The sequence below is a fragment of the Sporosarcina oncorhynchi genome (assembly GCF_033304615.1).
GTDB classification, from domain to species: Bacteria; Bacillota; Bacilli; order Bacillales_A; family Planococcaceae; genus Sporosarcina; species Sporosarcina oncorhynchi.
In genome coordinates this window covers 878154-894004 of record NZ_CP129118.1, presented here as the reverse complement: position 1 = coordinate 894004, position 15851 = coordinate 878154, and the positions used below count along the sequence as shown (strand labels likewise).

Here is a 15851-nt window from a genome sequence, read left to right as displayed (position 1 = left end):
TCAGATTAATGAAATTAATGTTACATTCAATAAAAGCCGCATCCTATTAAATAGGATGCGGCTTTTAGTCATGTTTTATTTCAAGTCTAGATCCGTAATGATTATCACATCATCATGTTCCAGCAAGTAGGTAATCGTCCAATCTTGATCTACCTTACCTTCAAGCACTTTCATCAATGCGGGTCTTTTCTTTTCACCGAAAGCGAGTAAAACGAGTTTTTTCGCACTAAGGATGGATGCGATTCCCATCGTCAATGCAGTTTCCGGGATTTTTTCATCATTTTCGAAGTATTGGCTGTTTACGCCTAAAGTGGAATCCGTTAATGTCGCTACATGCGTAACGGAATCTGCAGGCGTTCCTGGTTCGTTGAATGCGATATGCCCGTTCTCTCCTACGCCAAGCAGCTGGATATCGAGTTTCGCATCTTGCAGAGCCCTTTCATATCGCGTGCATTCTGCATCTAAGTCTGGAGCCACGCCGTTAGGAATATTTGTATCCTTAAATTTCTTTTTGCTGAATAGATGATCGTTCATGAAATATGCATAGCTATTTGGACTGGATGCAGTCAAACCAACATATTCATCCAGGTTAAATGTCGTTACATTTGAGAAATCCAGTGCTGATTCCGTCAGTTTCTTATAAACGGGGATCATTGTACTGCCTGTCGCCAATCCGAGCACTTGAAGTCTATCGTTCTCAAGTTCTTCTTTTAACAGTTGGTAAAACTGTTCCGCTCCCTCTTCAGGACTTTGCACTTGAATAAATTTACATTTCTCCATCGTTCTCAACCGACTTTCATTTTAGATTTTTTCTCACTCTTCTAATTGTAAATTCCATCACCAGTATGGTCAATTAAACGGATAATTTACACAAAAAGGATAACTATACTTCCTTTCCCTATTATGACGTTCCAAAAACATGAAAGTTCCTATCTGTCAATTCATGTCGAATTTTAACTATGAATATTCACTACTATTAGAAGTGTGGCGAAAGTTTGAAGGCGATTTGTATAAATTGTGAACTTGAAGTCTTTCGAATGATTCATAGGGAAATCCCTAATTCTCTATTTCCTGTAATTGCTTATGATAAAAGTATCAGCAAACAACATTGTTAAGCAGGAGGTGGAATGAATGGCTAAAGAAAATTCTAAACAGCATTCGACAAAAAGTGACGATTCAGGCATCAATCTAAAAGGAACGTTTATATCTGTAATGTTGGTAGGAGTCTTTATCCTCATTATGTGGTTTGGGCTTTACGCACTCTTTTTATCAAGATAATGAAAACTGTTAGGAGGAAAATCGATGCATTTGCATAAATATGAAAAGATCTGGCTTGTATTCGGATTAGCTTCACTCGCACTATTTTTACTTATTATCGGATTTGCAGCATTTTGGAAAGGGACTCATCCGCAAAGCCATATCGAAACAATCGATCCGCAGAACGTCGAAGCGCATGAATCATTCAAACCTGAAAATCTGGGTCTTCAAGAAGTTGCGGATGGAAAATACATCGTCAATATCGTTGCTTCCGCATTTAATTATGATATCGGAAATGATGAGAATGATAAACCAGTTAAAACAATTCGTGTACCAAAAGGTTCAACAGTCTTGTTCCAAGTTACTACTAAGGACGTCGTACACGGCTTCCAAGTTGCAGGCACAAACGTCAATATGATGGTAGAGCCTGGTCACATTAGTAGGCTGGAAACAGTCATGAAAAACGCAGGTGAATTCACTGTCGTATGTAATGAATACTGCGGCGTCGGTCACCATCAAATGTTCGCAACAGTGGAGGTGTATGACGAATGAATAAACATATGAATTTTTCAAAGAAAGAATCCCGTCTATACATGTCATTCATGTATGTCACATTTGCTTCACTCCTGATTGGTGGTCTAATGGGTTTACTACAGACATTGGCACGTTCAGGCGAGTTCCAATTACCATTCGGCATTAATTATTATACAATTTTAACAGTCCACGGCGTTATCCTGGGATTAGTATTAACAACGTTCTTCATCATCGGATTCCAATTCGCTCTACTGGGAAAGACGGTTGGCCTATCCGATAAACAACGTAAATGGGCATGGATTTCGTTCTGGACAATGCTCGTCGGTACCGTTATTGCTGCGGTTACAATTCTAGTCGGTCAAGCCAACGTATTATATACATTCTATGCGCCATTACGTGCACACGTTGCATTCTATATTGGTCTAGCTCTCGTAATCGTAGGTAGCTGGATTGCCGTTTTCACGAACTTCCGTCAATTATATGTATGGAAAAAAGCACATCCCGGTGAAAAATCACCGTTGCTGGCATTCATGGTTACGATTAATATGGCCATGTGGTTCATCGCTTCACTTGGTGTCGCAACATCCGTTTTAGTACAGTTCATCCCTTGGTCCCTTGGGTATGCTGAAACCATTAACGTACTATTGAGCCGTACATTATTTTGGTATTTCGGTCACCCATTAGTTTACTTCTGGTTGCTTCCGGCTTATATGGCTTGGTACGCAATCATCCCGAAAATTATTGGCGGGAAGTTATTCAGTGATTCACTTGCAAGACTAGCATTTATTCTTCTCTTAATGTTCTCAATCCCTGTCGGATTCCACCATCAGTTAACTGAACCGGGTATCGATCCAACTTGGAAATTCATTCAGGTTGTATTGACATTCATGGTTGTCATTCCTTCACTGATGACTGCATTCTCGATTTTCGCTACATTTGAAACAACTGGAAGACGTAAAGGCTATAAAAGTCTATTCGGATGGTTTAAGAAATTACCGTGGAAAGACGTACGTTTCTTTGCACCATTCATCGGTATGGTCGCATTCATTCCTGGTGGAGCGGGCGGAATTGTTAACGCATCTCACCAAATGAATTCGTTAATCCATAATACGATTTGGGTTACTGGTCACTTCCACTTAACGGTTGCGACAACAGTCATCTTGACCTATTTCGGTATCGCCTACTGGCTGGTGCCACATTTAACAGGACGCCGCTTGACTCCGAAGCTAAATAAACTCGGAATCATTCAAACAATCATCTGGACGTTCGGTATGACAATCATGTCCACATCTATGCATATTCAAGGATTGCTTGGTGGTCCTAGACGTTCCAACTTCTCAAACTATGCAGGCGGTGCTCAAGTTGACACTTGGATCAATTATCAAATCGCACAAGCAGTCGGTGGTACGATTCTGTTCATCGCAATCATTCTGATGACGTATATCTTCATCCAGTTGGCATTCTTCGCCCCGCGTGGCGTCGAAGAATTCCCGATTGCTGAAGAGGAGATTGATGCAGAACCGACACCTAAGATTCTTGAAAACTGGTACTTGTGGATCGGAATCACAATCGCGCTGATTTTGTTCGCGTATACGATTCCAATCATCGATATTTTGAAACACTCACCTCCTGGCTCAGTTCCATTCGATTGGCCGATCGGTAGATAAACCTATACGAAAGAGACGCTGGACAACAAATCGTTGTTCAACGTCTCTTTTATCTTCAAGAAAAAAGTCTGTCGTAGATAGGTGTGGTTCCACCTTCCACGACAGACTTTTTGATGAATTCATTAAACAGCAGTGAGATCTTTAGCATGCGGGAGTATCAATTTACCGCCCCTGCCGTACTCTTCGAACAATTTATTAATGACATCGACTTCAAGCGGTCTGCTAAAATAATACCCTTGTAAATCCGAACAGCCTAGTTGCTTCAATATATCCCATTGCTCTTTTGTTTCTACACCTTCGCCAATCGTACGCAATCCGAGCATTTCAGCAAGATGGATAATTGTCTGGACGATGCCTGTACTTTTACTATTATTACCGAGTTCCGAGATGAATTCACGGTCGATTTTAATTTCACGTACCGGAAAATGCTGCAAATAGATAAATGCGGAATACCCCTTACCGAAATCATCTATTGAAATAGCATAACCCATGTCCTTCAATAGATTAATGCGACTCGTAACGGCCTGCTGGTCTTCAAGCGCCACATTTTCGGTAATTTCAAGAACGACCTTTTCGGCTTTTATTCCCGCCTCTGTGATACATTTATCCAAATAGAATGGCAATGTATGGTGCAGGAAATGCCGAGGTGATAAGTTAATGGATATAGATACATTATCGATTCCAATCTTTTTCCATCTATTAATTTGCATCGTCGATTCTTTGATGACCCATTCTCCAATCGGCGTAATCAGCCCTGTCGATTCGGCAAGATCTATGAAGTCTGCAGGAAAAATGAGGCCGCGCTCCGGATGACGCCATCGCAGTAATGCCTCGAAACCGACGACTTCACCTGTGCGGCAATTTACTTGCGGCTGATAATGCAATTCGAATTCATTCAGATCCAAACCTTTGCGCAGATTCATCTCAGAGAGCATACTTTCTTTCAAATACGTATGCATGTCCGCCTTGTAGACACTTGTTGTTTTACGATTGGAAATTTTTCGACCTGATTGTAATGCCATATATGAAGCCTGGATCCCATATTTCACGTTGAGCACATGATCGGGATAGATTGCAATACCATAACTGACAGTCATATACACTTCCTGACCGGAGATGAACATCGGAAATTTCATCTTATCCGTCATCCCGTCAATCAGATCTCCGATTTCATGTTTTCGTTTTTTCTCATACGGATAAAAAACAATAAAATGATCTAATCCGATACGTGTAATCCGAGCTGGGGGAAGAAATACTTCTTTCAACCGTTCAGCCGTAATTTTCAACATCTTGTTGGAACCGTCTGGACCAAGAACCGCCTGGACTTCCGTAAATTGATCCAATACAAGATAAATGAAAACGCCTTTTTGCTCTCTATTCAGTTTCTGAAGATCGTTCGTCACTTTCTCAGTGAAAGAATGATGGTTATCAAGCTCAGTCGTTAGATCTGTGTAAGCCAGTTTATTGACATGCTGTTCGACTTCAATTCTTTCGAGACGATCAAACACGAATGATAGCATATCAGCAATTGAGGCGACGAGCACCTTATCCAAGCTCGTCCACTCTCTTTTGCTGGCAGACTCACAACAGACGATACCGCCAATCCCTTTACTCAAAATAATTGAAGCGTCGATCATCGACTGGATTTCACCGTTTTGATAAGCCGATTTTTTATTGATTTCTATGGCAGCTGGATGACTTGCCACATCTTCAATGGCAAGGACGCGCTGATTTTGGACGGCCTTAAAATAAGAGGGTGCTTCTTTTTGCAACATCACTTCTGTCACTAGATGATTCGATTCACCAGATATGTATAGTGTTTGCGAAGTTAATTTTGTTCGATCCTGATTAAATAGCCATATGCTGATTTTCTCACAAACCATGATTTTGGATATACGGAGACATAATTCCTCAAGAGTCGAGGTAATCGATTCCATCGTAATGTTTAATTCTTTCGCTTGCGTGAAGATGAATTCCTGCTTACTGCTAAGTTCTTCTAATATGAGGGTAATGTCTTCATCAGATTGTAATCTCAACTATTCACACCTCCCTACTCTAAAAATAGTATCTATTCCTCTTATCGTCATAATGAACGCATACTTTAAGTCGATTACCCTAATTTTTTCATAATTGTTCCTGGATAAGCCAGCTGTTCTGTTTATAAAATGGGTTTCATTCATATTAATTTTCATTTTCATGTTATAATGAATGAATAATCACTCATTACGAGATAGGATGGTGCAGGAAATGGACTTGAAGGATATGAGTATGGATGACGTTTGGAAAGAAATTGATACACAATTAAATGGGAATCCCGGTCCGATAGAAGGGATGAATACGACCTATTCGTTCGATCTATCGGGTGATGACGGCGGTCATTTCGGATTGAAATTTGCAGATGGAAAAGCCGAGACAATTCAAGGTGAACTGGAAGAAGTCGATTGTGCCCTTAAGATGAGCGTATCTGATTTCAAAAAGTTGCTCGGTGGTAACCTGAACTCGACTGCAGCTTTTATGATGGGAAAGCTGAAAGTGAAAGGGAATATCGGACTTGCATTAAAACTTGAAAACCTGTTGAAAGAATATCAATTATGAACATCTCCCGACTCCTTTTTTGAAGGAGTCGTTTTTTTATTGAATTTTCGTTTTATTGTTTTATTCCTCTTGTTTAATCGATAGGTTGCTAGTAATATAGACATATAGGATTTTGTCAAAAAGGGGGAAACTTGCGTGAAAAAGGGCATTTTTTCAGTTGCGGCGTCTGTCTTACTCGCAGCATGTATCGCGTCAGGCAATGCTGAAGCCGCTAACGATGAATATATAGTCAAAACTGGAGATACGCTTTGGAAAATCGCTTCTACTCACAAATTGACTGTCGATGAGTTGAAAGGGCTAAACGGTTTGGAAAAAGACTCTATTACCATTTCTCAAAAGCTCATAGTTAAAAAGAGTCCCTCCGTTAAGAAAAATGATAAAGAGGTCATTCAAAAAAGTGTCACTGTTACGAAGCAGATTTCTTCGATAAGTGAATTCAAAACTCCTGTAGCCAACACGGACAAGCCAATCATAACCACACTTCCCTCCCTGTCGGCCCTAGCGCTTCAGACGGAAACGGTAAATATTGCACTCCCTTTGGTCGATACGCCATACAAATGGGCGGGTACAACGACAGAAGGCTTTGACTGCAGTGGATTCATCCACTATGTGTTTACGAATGCAGGATTGGACATACAGCGCCTTGATACTCTTGGCATGTACAATAATTCCACGGAAGTGCTCGAACCAGTTCCGGGAGACTTAGTCTTTTTTGAAAATACATACCGCAAAGGGATTTCCCACGCGGGCATCTATTTAGGTGAAGGGCAATTCATCCATGCGGGTACGACAAAAGTTGAAATCACTAAAATCGATTCCGTTTATTGGAAAGATAAATTCGTCGGTTTCACCCGTTTTAACCAACTTCAAAACGTTCAATAATCAAACGGCCAACAGGTGAAGACAACTACTTCCCAGTTGGCCGTTTTTTCAAATTAGTTTTTTAAGGTCTTCCTTAATCTTCAAATATAGTTTAGTATAGTCATGTGTCTTGACACCTATAATAGGAACGGGAGTGGACGAAATGAAAAGAAAAAGTATGTGGTCACTACAATTTTCCACAGTAGCACTTGTACTCATCCCAGCAGCAATCGGGATCAACTTTTTGGGGAAATTATTTGCAGAACTGCTGAAACTGCCATTGTGGGTTGACTCGATTGGTACGGTATTATCAGCCATGTTAGCAGGACCAATTATTGGGGCGATCGTCGGTATTATAAATAACGTTATTTACGGTTTCACAACAAGCCCGGTGTCTTTCGTCTATGCTATTACACAAGCTGTGATTGGACTTGTAGTTGGAATCATGGCTTATAAAGGCTGGATTTCCAGTGCTGGTAAAGCAATTGTTCTTGGCCTTGTTGTCGGTTTTATTGCAGCTACAGTTTCAACACCATTGAATATTATGTTCTGGGAAGGTACGACTGGAAACATTTGGGGCGATGCGTTATTCGCGCTAATGCTATCAAATGACATGCCTTTATGGTTTGCTTCGTTTGCAGACAGCATTGTCGTAGACGTACCTGATAAAGTCGTCACTGTATTGTTAAGCTTCCTGCTGTTTAGAAGTTTGCCAAAGAACGTCAAAAATATGTATGACAATCACGGAGAAATCGAGAAGTTGTAAAGTGGAGGGATACACATGAAGACGATGACGCTATATGTAGAAAAAAATTCACCAATACACCGAATGGATCCGCTAACAAAGCTGTTATACGTCTTTGTTGCTGTTTCCACATCCTATATTATGCCGAATCATCTTTTTGTATTAAGTATCTTCACAGCAACTCTTTTGCTACTACTCATCGGTAAAGTGTTCAAATACATTTTACCGGTGATTGCATTAAGCTTCTTGCTCATCGCCTCCATTATAATCGTCCAAGGATTCTTCCATCCCGACCGGGCGACCGTGTTATTTGAAATCGGTACAATCCCTATTTATAAGGAAGGCTTCTCTATAGCATTGCTTGTCACGTTGCGCGTCATTACGATGATTTCCGCGTTCGGCGTGCTTATTTTGACAACAAAACCTGACGACCTCGTAGAAGCACTTGTGGAAAGAGGATTGTCCCCGCGCTTTGCATATGTTCTTCTTTCTGTTTTACAGATTATCCCGCAAATGATAACGCTCACCGGCAGAATCACAGATGCGCAGCGTGCACGTGGACTAGAAACGGAAGGCGGCCTATGGATGCGTTTCAAGTCGTTCATCCCCCTCCTTGGTCCTGTTGTACTGAATTCGTTGAATGAAACAAGGGAACGATCGATAGCCCTCGAAATTCGAGGATTCAATTCAAAGGGGCCACGTACATATTTACATGAACATCAAACCTATCCGTATCGTTGGCCATTAAGAATTGCATTATTGGTATTTTTGGTCGCGACGATTGTCTGGAGGGTGATAGCATGAGTATTGTACAAGTCGAACAGTTGAAATATAAATATCCTGACAGTGAAACGTTGGCGATTAATAATCTTTCCTTCACAGTTGAAAAAGGTGAGTTTGTCGGGATTGTCGGTATGAATACCGCCGGAAAATCGACATTATGTTATGCACTTTGCGGACTAGTCCCCCATTTCTTTAAAGGAGCGTATGGAGGGACTGTCACGATTGACGGCATGGACATTCTAACCCATGAAATCAGTGACATTACGTCGAAAGTTGGACTCGTATTTGAAAATCCCTTTTCTCAGATGACCGGTGCAAAGTTCACAGTTTATGACGAAATCGCATTTGGTCTAGAAAACATGGGTCTTGCGCGAGATGACATGCATACCCGTATAAATGAGTCCATGCGTATGCTGGATATCGAAAAGTTGAAAGATGAAAACCCATTTTCGTTGTCAGGTGGACAGATGCAACGAGTCGCAATCGCAAGTGTCATCGCCATGAAGCCTGATGTACTCGTACTCGATGAGCCTACGTCACAGTTGGATCCTGAAGGTACCGAAGAAGTATTCAAGATTGTAGAAATGCTATCGAAACAAGGTATGACCATCATAATGGTTGAACAGAAGCTCGAAAAGATGGCGGAATATGCAGATCGGATTCTTCTCATGCACGCAGGTAAAATCGTCCATGACGGGAATCCTGCCGAAGTTTTTTCAAGGGATGATTTGCTCCAATACGGCGTCGAGCCGCCACTATATGCCAAAATATCACGGAAACTCGGAATGCAGAATTCGAAAACTGGACTATACCCCGTTACATTAGATTCTATGGCCATCGACCGGCCACTGACTTTCAACTATGAAAAGATAATGCCGATTAGCAGTAACACTTCTACAATCGACGTCACTAGTCTTCATTTCGCCTATAATAAGGGTACAGGAATTATTAACGGCCTAGACGTTTCGCTGACAGGTGAACCCATTGCAATCATCGGGCAGAACGGCGCGGGCAAATCGACTTTTGTTAAACTATTAAAAGCGTTAGTAAAGCCGGACAGTGGTGAAATACAGCTCGATGGAAAACCGATTTCTTCCTCTACCGCGGCAAAACTAGCAAGTAAGATTGGACTCGTTTTCCAAAACCCTAACGATCAAATATTCAAAAACAGTGTATGGGATGAAGTGATGTTCGGTCCATTGACTATTGGCCAGTCTAAAGAAGTAGCTGCCGCTAATACGAAAAAAATGCTTGAACTAGTTGGACTACTTCACCGATCTGATGAGAATCCTTATGATCTTAGTCTGGCAGAACGTAAAATGGTCGCCGTTGCTTCCATTTTGGCGATGGATACCAATGTAATTATATTCGACGAACCGACGATGGGCCAAGATCACCTAGGCAAACTGAAAATGAAAGAAATTATCCATTCTCTATATGAACAGAACAAACTCGTCATCTGCATTTTGCACGATATGGATTTCGTGGCGGAAACATTTGGAAGGACCCTCATTTTCAGTGACGGGCAGATGCTGTTCGATGGTTCTACGCGCGATGCATTCGCTAAAAAAGATAAGTTGCGCCAAACCCGAGTGGAACAACCTCATCTCACCCAATTTGTAAGAAAATCAGGATATGAAGAGATTGTTCTTACTGTAGACGAATTGATATAGTTCGAATTATTTTTCTCTATAAAAAAACGACATTGCCAACTAAACGGCAATGTCGTTTTGCTTATGGATTAGCGTGCTGAATAGCCACCATCGATTACAAGTTCAGCACCTGTTATATAAGATGCTTCATCTGAAGAAAGGAACAGCACCGCGTTTGCAATATCTTCAGGCTGACCTAAACGCTGTAACGGCGTCATACGAATAAGGCCATTCACAACTTCTTTTGCACCTTCAAGCGATGCTGTCATCGGCGTTTCGATAACACCTGGGAATACTGCATTGACACGCACGCCATATTGACCGAAATCAGCTGCAGCAGCTTTAGAAATCGCACGGACAGATCCTTTTGAAGCCGAATAAGGATTCACTCCCATACCAATTAAAGCGGTATACGAAGAGATGTTAACAATTGAACCTTTCTTCGCTTGCTTCATATATTCAAGTGCATGCTTCATACCGAGGAATGTTCCGAATCCGTTAATATCGGACAGACGACGCCAGTCTTCGATTGTAATATCATTCATCGGCTTTTCTGTGGATATACCCGCATTATTGACCAATATATCAATTGCGCCTAGTTCATCGACTGCTTTTTTCATCGCAGTTGCCCACTCTTCATCAGAAGTGACATTCAATTTGATTGTCAATACGTTATCGAAGCTACCCCATTTTTCATTTAGTGCATCTTCGTTAATATCAGCAGCAACCACTTTTGCGCCTTCTTCAGAATACTGTCTGACCATTCTTTCGCCCATACCGGATGCTCCGCCAGTTATAAATACAACTTTGTCTTGAAATCTACCCATGTTTTATCACTCCATTTTAATTGTTTTAACACTTAAATACTAGCCCTTTTCTTAACCGAATACAAGTAAATCAAACTATGTCCGCAACATGTTCATTGTGGTTTTTCATTGTTGAGAAGACGCTCGAGTACTTGTCAGGCCTGCGTTTGTAGCATATAATAATGATAGATGCATAATATACGGTGGAAGAAGTGAACAACTTGTTCAAAGATCAACGATACATCGATTATAATGCTGCCGGCTTCCGTAAAGATCTGTTGGCAGGGATCACTGTCGGTATTGTAGCCATTCCACTCGGGATGGCTTTTGCCATTGCTTCAGGTGTCAAACCCGAATATGGATTATACACGACAATCATTGCCGGGTTTCTTGTTGCCTTATTCGGCGGGTCCCGCTTTCAAATCGCCGGACCTACAGGCGCTTTTATCCCTATACTTTTAGCAATCGTATTGCAATACGGTTACGAAGATTTGCTACTGGCAGGATTTCTTGCAGGCATCATCCTTGTCGTTATGAGTTTCATCGGTATTAGTAATCTGATCCACTTTGTACCGCGTTCAGTTACCATTGGATTCACGACGGGAATTGCCATCATCATTTTCACGGGGCAACTCGCTAATTTCTTCGGATTGACGGGTGTTGAAAGCAAGGAATTTTTCCATGAAAATATGATCGCCGTGTTCCATCAGTTTCATACAATAAACCTATTCAGCGTACTCACTGCGATCATAGGTGTGGCTTTGCTGTTCATTCTGCCGAAGCTTGCACCCCGAGTACCCTTATTGCTCGTTGCGTTACTTGTCCCAACATTGATATCCGTTCTATTTTTCCCTTGAAAAGTGGAAACAATTGGTACCGCGTTCGGTGGAATCCCGCGCGCTCTGCCAAGTATACATTTCCCTGAAATATCATTAACCAAACTTGTGAATCTGTGGCAACCCGCTTTAATCATTGCTTCACTTGGTGCAATCGAATCCTTACTGTCCGCTGTCGTCGCAGATGGTATGAAGGACGGTCCTAAACATAATTCTAAAAAAGAATTGTTTGGCCAAGGTATCGCCAATATTATCACACCGTTATTCGGAGGAATACCTGCGACCGGTGCGATTGCGCGAACAGCTACGAATATTCGATCTGGTGCGACCAGTCCCGTTTCCGGGATTGTGCAAAGTATTTTTGTGTTGTTATTCATCTTGCTTTTCGCTCCCTATGCATCCTATATTCCACTTGCTGCTATGGCACCTATTTTGATGTACGTCGCCTGGAATATGAGTTCAAGGAAAGCATTTCTACACATCTTATCTATCAAATCAGGCGACTCCATTGTCCTGCTGACCACTTTCCTTTTGACGATTTTCATCAACTTGACGGTCGCCGTCCAAGTTGGAATCTTGTTGGCCGCAATCTCCTTCTTGCGTCAGATGAGCGGGAAGTTACGTATTGTCAAACATTCTCCTTCTGAAGTTGAACGCCATACATTTGGTGAAGATTTAACGAAATTCATTGTGGAAGGTCCTTTATTTTTCGGTACAGCTAAGGTTTTCGAAGACAAGATGCCTGATTTACTGGCAACGAATTCAAAGTTGATCATAATAGATTTAGAGCACTTATCGATAGTCGATGCTACCGGTGAAGCCGCTTTATCTGCATTTCTTGATGGAGCCTCTGCCAAAGAAATGAAAGTCGTTGTAAAGAAACTGCCGAAAGAAAAAATCGCATTGTTTAAACGTAACGGTCTTTATGATCGCATCGGAAAAGAGAACTTTTTCTTGTAATAGTAAAAGAGGAAAGCAGAAGTCCCCAGCCCGGGACCACAGCTTTCCTCTTTTTTTCACTTCTCCTAATTACGCCAACGCTTCTTCTACATTCTGCTTCTCCTCCGGTCTTCTCCTTTGGATGACCCAGATGATCGCGATTAGTAGAATTCCGATTGAGCTCGTAGTCAGTTCGGGAATGACGAGCATTAAGCCACCAGCAAAAAGGATGACTCGTTCCCAAAGACGTGAATTCCTAATGAAATAACCGATGACCGCACTACTGATTCCCATCATGCCGATAACTGCAGTTAAAATACCGAGCACCAGCTTTACAGGTGTCACATCGACAAACACTAATAGCGGATTATAAATGAATACATAGGGGATGATGAACGCGGCAATCGCTAATTTTACCGCGGTTGTTCCCGTCTTAAATGGATTTGCCTTCGCAATCCCTGCTCCAGCGTATGCGGCAAGACAGACGGGAGGCGTAATATCAGCGACAATCCCGAAATAAAAGACGAACATATGCGCAGCAATCGGCGCGATGCCAAATTCGTTAATTAGAGCAGGAGCGGCAATCGTAGCCGTAACAACATAATTGGCCGTAGTCGGCAGACCCATTCCAAGGATGATACAAGCAATCATTGTAAAGAATAATGCCAAAATCAAATGACCGTTCGACAGCGCAATGATGCCCGAAGCGAATTTAGCCCCTAATCCAGTCATGCTGACGACACCTGCAATAATACCTGCCGTTGCAACTGCTGCGATGACCGGTAATGCAACTCTTCCCCCTTGCTCCAGTACGTAAAGAATGCGTTTAAAAGTGAACTCCGACTCCTTACGCAATTTGGCATTTACCAACCAGATGACAAAAGCCGCAAGAATGCCGAACAATGCTGCCCGCTGAGGTGTAAAACCCGACATGATTGTGACGATGATGACTAATAAAGGAATAATCATATACCCATCGCGGATGAATATCTTTCTGAATACCGGTAGTTCCGATTTCGGCAGGCCCAGTATTTTCAACCGTTTCGCTTCGAAATGCGTTCCGATGAAAATACCTGTGAAATACAAGATTGCCGGGATAAGTGCCGCAAGCATGATTGTGGCATAGCTGACACCCAAATATTCCATCATAATAAAAGCTGCCGCACCCATCATCGGTGGCATGATTTGTCCCCCAGTAGAAGCAGAAGCCTCTGTTGCCGCAGCAAACTCTGGTTTAAAACCGGCTCTTTTCATCATAGGAATTGTAAAACTTCCCGTTGCGACCGTATTTCCGACAGAACTACCTGATACCATTCCTTGCAATGCGCTCGCTACGACGGCCGCCTTTGCAGTTCCACCCGTATATTGCCCCGTCAATGAAAACGCCAGATTATTGAAGAACCTTCCGATAGGTGTATTGACAAGTAACACACCGAAAAATAAAAACAGAAAGATGAACTTCGCAGAAATCTGAAGCGGTGTACCAAACACACCGCTTTCTCGATACCACAAATTCGTCATCGTCCGATCAATCGAGAAGCCTGGATGTGACAAAACCTTAGTCGGTATATAATTTCCATATATAGCATACAACATCGCTACAGTTGCAACGATGACAATCGGAAGTCCAACTGTCCGTCGCGTCGCTTCCAGCACAAGCAGGACGCCAATAATGGATAAAATCATGTCTATATTGCTATAGCCAGACACCCTGCTTTGCAGGATTGAATCGAAAAATATGATTTTATGATACGACACATACATTGCAACAAATGCAAGAAGTACGTCATACCACGGCACATTATTCTGTGTTTTTCGCCATTCTTTCTTCGCTGGATAGAGCAGGAAGATGATGCCAAGCGCTGTTCCGAGATGAATTGCTCCTTGTTGCTGTGAAGGCAGTACGCTTGTCGCTCCCGTATATAAGTGAAAGATCGTTAGTGAAATACTCAGGAAGGCTACAACCCATGCCCATCTGCCAATATTTGATCGGAATTGACTTTCCTTGTCATACTTTTCGAGTATCCCTTCTGCATCTACCACCTTCTGATCTTTCATATTTTGCCACCTTTCCGCCTGTCAGACCGCTTTATTTTTTCAAGTCTTCAAAGCCCTTAATCTTCGTCTTTTCTCTCGTTACAATCTGCACAACTTCCGGATAAATATGTCCAATGAACGCAGCATTCGATACAGGATTTCCTTCGAAATCAGCTTTTCCGTTTAGCGCATTCAAAGCCGGTACGTGAACAGACATGCCAAGGTCCATCTGATCTTTGCTAATCGATGACATATTTTCAACGGATGCACCTGTTTCCATATTCGTCACATTAATACCATCAATGTATTTATTCCAAAGGTTCGCCATCTCTCCGCCAAGTGGATAGTATGTCCCGCCTTGACTGCCTGTTCCAAGCGTAAACTCAGATTTCCGGTCCCCTTCTGACGCAGACACTGTCGCCACTTCGTTAGTGACTGTCAAACCTTGTTCTTCATAATATTTCTTTGCACCAGGGTGAATTAACAACCCTTCAGCTCCGTTCAAAGCATTTTCTAAAATCATCTGTTTCGCTTGAGCATGGGTATTTTCAGACGCATTTTCAATCATGCTCTTCGCCAATTCATATCCTAGTTCTTCATCAATCGTATTTGTATTTCCCATTAAAATAGCAAAAGCAGTAATCGTCTGTACATCTTCCGTCAAGAAATCATACGTATCCTTTGGAATCGTAAAATGTTTATAGCCCGATTTTTCTTCGATTTTCTTAATCGCATCATCAGAAAGGCTAATCATTTTCACATCACCTGCGGACGCTTGCAAACTTTCAATACTCGCTGCTGGAAGACCAAGAATCCCGATTGAAATATCGATATTGCCATCTTGCACGCCGTCAGCCGCTGCACCGAATCCTTCCAGGAATGCCTTATAGTCTCCGTCGCCGACTCCGTAAGCATCCAATACGATTTTCGCAACGTTGTTTGTTTCACTTGCTGGCGGGCCAATTGCAATATTCTTCTTACCTCCGCCACAAGCGGACAATACTAGAATGGCTCCCAATAGAACTACCATAAGACTTCGTAGATGTAACTTTGTCATTCTAATTCCCCCTTCACTCATTTTTCCATTCTTCGTAAGCGCTTACATTATGACTGACAAATGATTCAATTTCGAAAGGGTG

Annotated in this window: 14 protein-coding genes and 1 pseudogene; 10 read left to right on the top strand and 5 right to left on the bottom strand. The window is 42.0% G+C overall.

The window, feature by feature from the left end; translation table 11 throughout:
- Window positions 1–75: 75 nt before the first annotated feature.
- Window positions 76–780, bottom strand: a complete 705-nt coding sequence (locus QWT69_RS04090; protein WP_317969226.1) for a glucosamine-6-phosphate deaminase — start codon at window positions 778–780, stop codon at window positions 76–78.
- Window positions 781–1131: 351 nt separating this feature from the next.
- Here QWT69_RS04090 and QWT69_RS04085 point away from each other — a divergent pair, with 351 nt between their 5' ends.
- Genes QWT69_RS04085 through QWT69_RS04075 form a run of 3 tightly spaced genes read left to right on the top strand, consistent with a single transcriptional unit; the run spans window position 1132 to window position 3458 of the window.
- Window positions 1132–1278 carry a cytochrome c oxidase subunit 2A gene (locus QWT69_RS04085; protein ID WP_317969225.1) on the top strand — a complete coding sequence of 49 codons (147 nt, stop codon included), beginning with the start codon at window positions 1132–1134 and terminating at the stop codon, window positions 1276–1278.
- A 24-nt stretch (window positions 1279–1302) separates the two neighbouring features.
- Window positions 1303–1809, top strand: coding sequence for a cytochrome c oxidase subunit II (locus QWT69_RS04080; RefSeq protein WP_317969224.1), 507 nt, complete (start codon window positions 1303–1305; stop codon window positions 1807–1809).
- Window positions 1806–3458 carry a b(o/a)3-type cytochrome-c oxidase subunit 1 gene (locus QWT69_RS04075; protein WP_317969223.1) on the top strand — a complete coding sequence of 551 codons (1653 nt, stop codon included), beginning with the start codon at window positions 1806–1808 and terminating at the stop codon, window positions 3456–3458. The genes QWT69_RS04080 and QWT69_RS04075 overlap by 4 nt, the downstream gene beginning before the upstream one ends.
- Before the next feature lie 122 nt (window positions 3459–3580).
- Here the strand turns inward: QWT69_RS04075 and QWT69_RS04070 are convergent, their stop codons facing one another.
- Window positions 3581–5494 carry a sensor domain-containing phosphodiesterase gene (locus QWT69_RS04070; RefSeq protein ID WP_317969221.1) on the bottom strand — a complete coding sequence of 638 codons (1914 nt, stop codon included), beginning with the start codon at window positions 5492–5494 and terminating at the stop codon, window positions 3581–3583.
- 211 nt (window positions 5495–5705) lie between these two features.
- Here QWT69_RS04070 and QWT69_RS04065 point away from each other — a divergent pair, with 211 nt between their 5' ends.
- The 5 genes from QWT69_RS04065 (at window position 5706) to QWT69_RS04045 (ending at window position 10115) form a co-directional block, all read left to right on the top strand.
- Window positions 5706–6053 carry an SCP2 sterol-binding domain-containing protein gene (locus QWT69_RS04065; RefSeq protein WP_317969219.1) on the top strand — a complete coding sequence of 116 codons (348 nt, stop codon included), beginning with the start codon at window positions 5706–5708 and terminating at the stop codon, window positions 6051–6053.
- 135 nt (window positions 6054–6188) lie between these two features.
- Entirely contained in the window at window positions 6189–6935 is a 747-nt protein-coding gene (locus tag QWT69_RS04060; protein WP_317969217.1) for an NlpC/P60 family protein, read from the top strand.
- Window positions 6936–7077: 142 nt separating this feature from the next.
- Entirely contained in the window at window positions 7078–7680 is a 603-nt protein-coding gene (locus QWT69_RS04055) for an ECF transporter S component (protein WP_317969216.1), read from the top strand.
- A 15-nt stretch (window positions 7681–7695) separates the two neighbouring features.
- Complete coding sequence (locus QWT69_RS04050; RefSeq protein ID WP_317969215.1) at window positions 7696–8463, top strand: energy-coupling factor transporter transmembrane component T family protein; 768 nt, start codon at window positions 7696–7698, stop codon at window positions 8461–8463.
- Entirely contained in the window at window positions 8460–10115 is a 1656-nt protein-coding gene (locus QWT69_RS04045) for an ABC transporter ATP-binding protein (protein ID WP_317969213.1), read from the top strand. The genes QWT69_RS04050 and QWT69_RS04045 overlap by 4 nt, the downstream gene beginning before the upstream one ends.
- Before the next feature lie 68 nt (window positions 10116–10183).
- Here the strand turns inward: QWT69_RS04045 and QWT69_RS04040 are convergent, their stop codons facing one another.
- Window positions 10184–10921 (bottom strand): SDR family NAD(P)-dependent oxidoreductase, encoded by a 738-nt coding sequence (locus QWT69_RS04040; RefSeq protein WP_317969211.1) that lies wholly within the window; start codon window positions 10919–10921, stop codon window positions 10184–10186.
- A 299-nt stretch (window positions 10922–11220) separates the two neighbouring features.
- Between QWT69_RS04040 and QWT69_RS04035 the strand changes: the two are divergent.
- A pseudogene (locus QWT69_RS04035) lies at window positions 11221–12198 on the top strand (SulP family inorganic anion transporter); the annotation flags it as partial.
- On the top strand, window positions 12172–12696 hold the full coding sequence (locus tag QWT69_RS04030) for an STAS domain-containing protein (protein WP_317970896.1): 525 nt from the start codon (window positions 12172–12174) through the stop codon (window positions 12694–12696). The pseudogene QWT69_RS04035 and the gene QWT69_RS04030, both read left to right, overlap by 27 nt.
- 69 nt (window positions 12697–12765) lie before the next feature.
- Here the strand turns inward: QWT69_RS04030 and QWT69_RS04025 are convergent, their stop codons facing one another.
- Both QWT69_RS04025 and QWT69_RS04020 read right to left on the bottom strand, forming a co-directional pair.
- A complete protein-coding gene (locus QWT69_RS04025; RefSeq protein WP_317969209.1) occupies window positions 12766–14733 on the bottom strand; it encodes a TRAP transporter permease in 1968 nt (655 codons plus the stop codon).
- 31 nt (window positions 14734–14764) lie between these two features.
- Window positions 14765–15769: a TAXI family TRAP transporter solute-binding subunit gene (locus QWT69_RS04020; RefSeq protein ID WP_317969207.1), complete on the bottom strand. Its 1005-nt coding sequence runs from the start codon at window positions 15767–15769 to the stop codon at window positions 14765–14767.
- Between the last annotated feature and the right edge of the window lie 82 nt (window positions 15770–15851).

Bases quoted from the DNA above. Each gene is read 5' to 3' on its own strand.
- QWT69_RS04090 (WP_317969226.1), bottom strand. From the start codon at position 780: ATGGAGAAATGTAAATTTATTCAAGTGCAAAGTCCTGAAGAGGGAGCG.
- QWT69_RS04085 (WP_317969225.1), top strand. From the start codon at position 1,132: ATGGCTAAAGAAAATTCTAAACAGCATTCGACAAAAAGTGACGATTCA.
- QWT69_RS04080 (WP_317969224.1), top strand. From the start codon at position 1,303: ATGCATTTGCATAAATATGAAAAGATCTGGCTTGTATTCGGATTAGCT.
- QWT69_RS04075 (WP_317969223.1), top strand. From the start codon at position 1,806: ATGAATAAACATATGAATTTTTCAAAGAAAGAATCCCGTCTATACATG.
- QWT69_RS04065 (WP_317969219.1), top strand. From the start codon at position 5,706: ATGGACTTGAAGGATATGAGTATGGATGACGTTTGGAAAGAAATTGAT.
- QWT69_RS04055 (WP_317969216.1), top strand. From the start codon at position 7,078: ATGAAAAGAAAAAGTATGTGGTCACTACAATTTTCCACAGTAGCACTT.
- QWT69_RS04050 (WP_317969215.1), top strand. From the start codon at position 7,696: ATGAAGACGATGACGCTATATGTAGAAAAAAATTCACCAATACACCGA.
- QWT69_RS04045 (WP_317969213.1), top strand. From the start codon at position 8,460: ATGAGTATTGTACAAGTCGAACAGTTGAAATATAAATATCCTGACAGT.
- QWT69_RS04040 (WP_317969211.1), bottom strand. From the start codon at position 10,921: ATGGGTAGATTTCAAGACAAAGTTGTATTTATAACTGGCGGAGCATCC.
- QWT69_RS04030 (WP_317970896.1), top strand. From the start codon at position 12,172: ATGTACGTCGCCTGGAATATGAGTTCAAGGAAAGCATTTCTACACATC.
- QWT69_RS04025 (WP_317969209.1), bottom strand. From the start codon at position 14,733: ATGAAAGATCAGAAGGTGGTAGATGCAGAAGGGATACTCGAAAAGTAT.
- QWT69_RS04020 (WP_317969207.1), bottom strand. From the start codon at position 15,769: ATGACAAAGTTACATCTACGAAGTCTTATGGTAGTTCTATTGGGAGCC.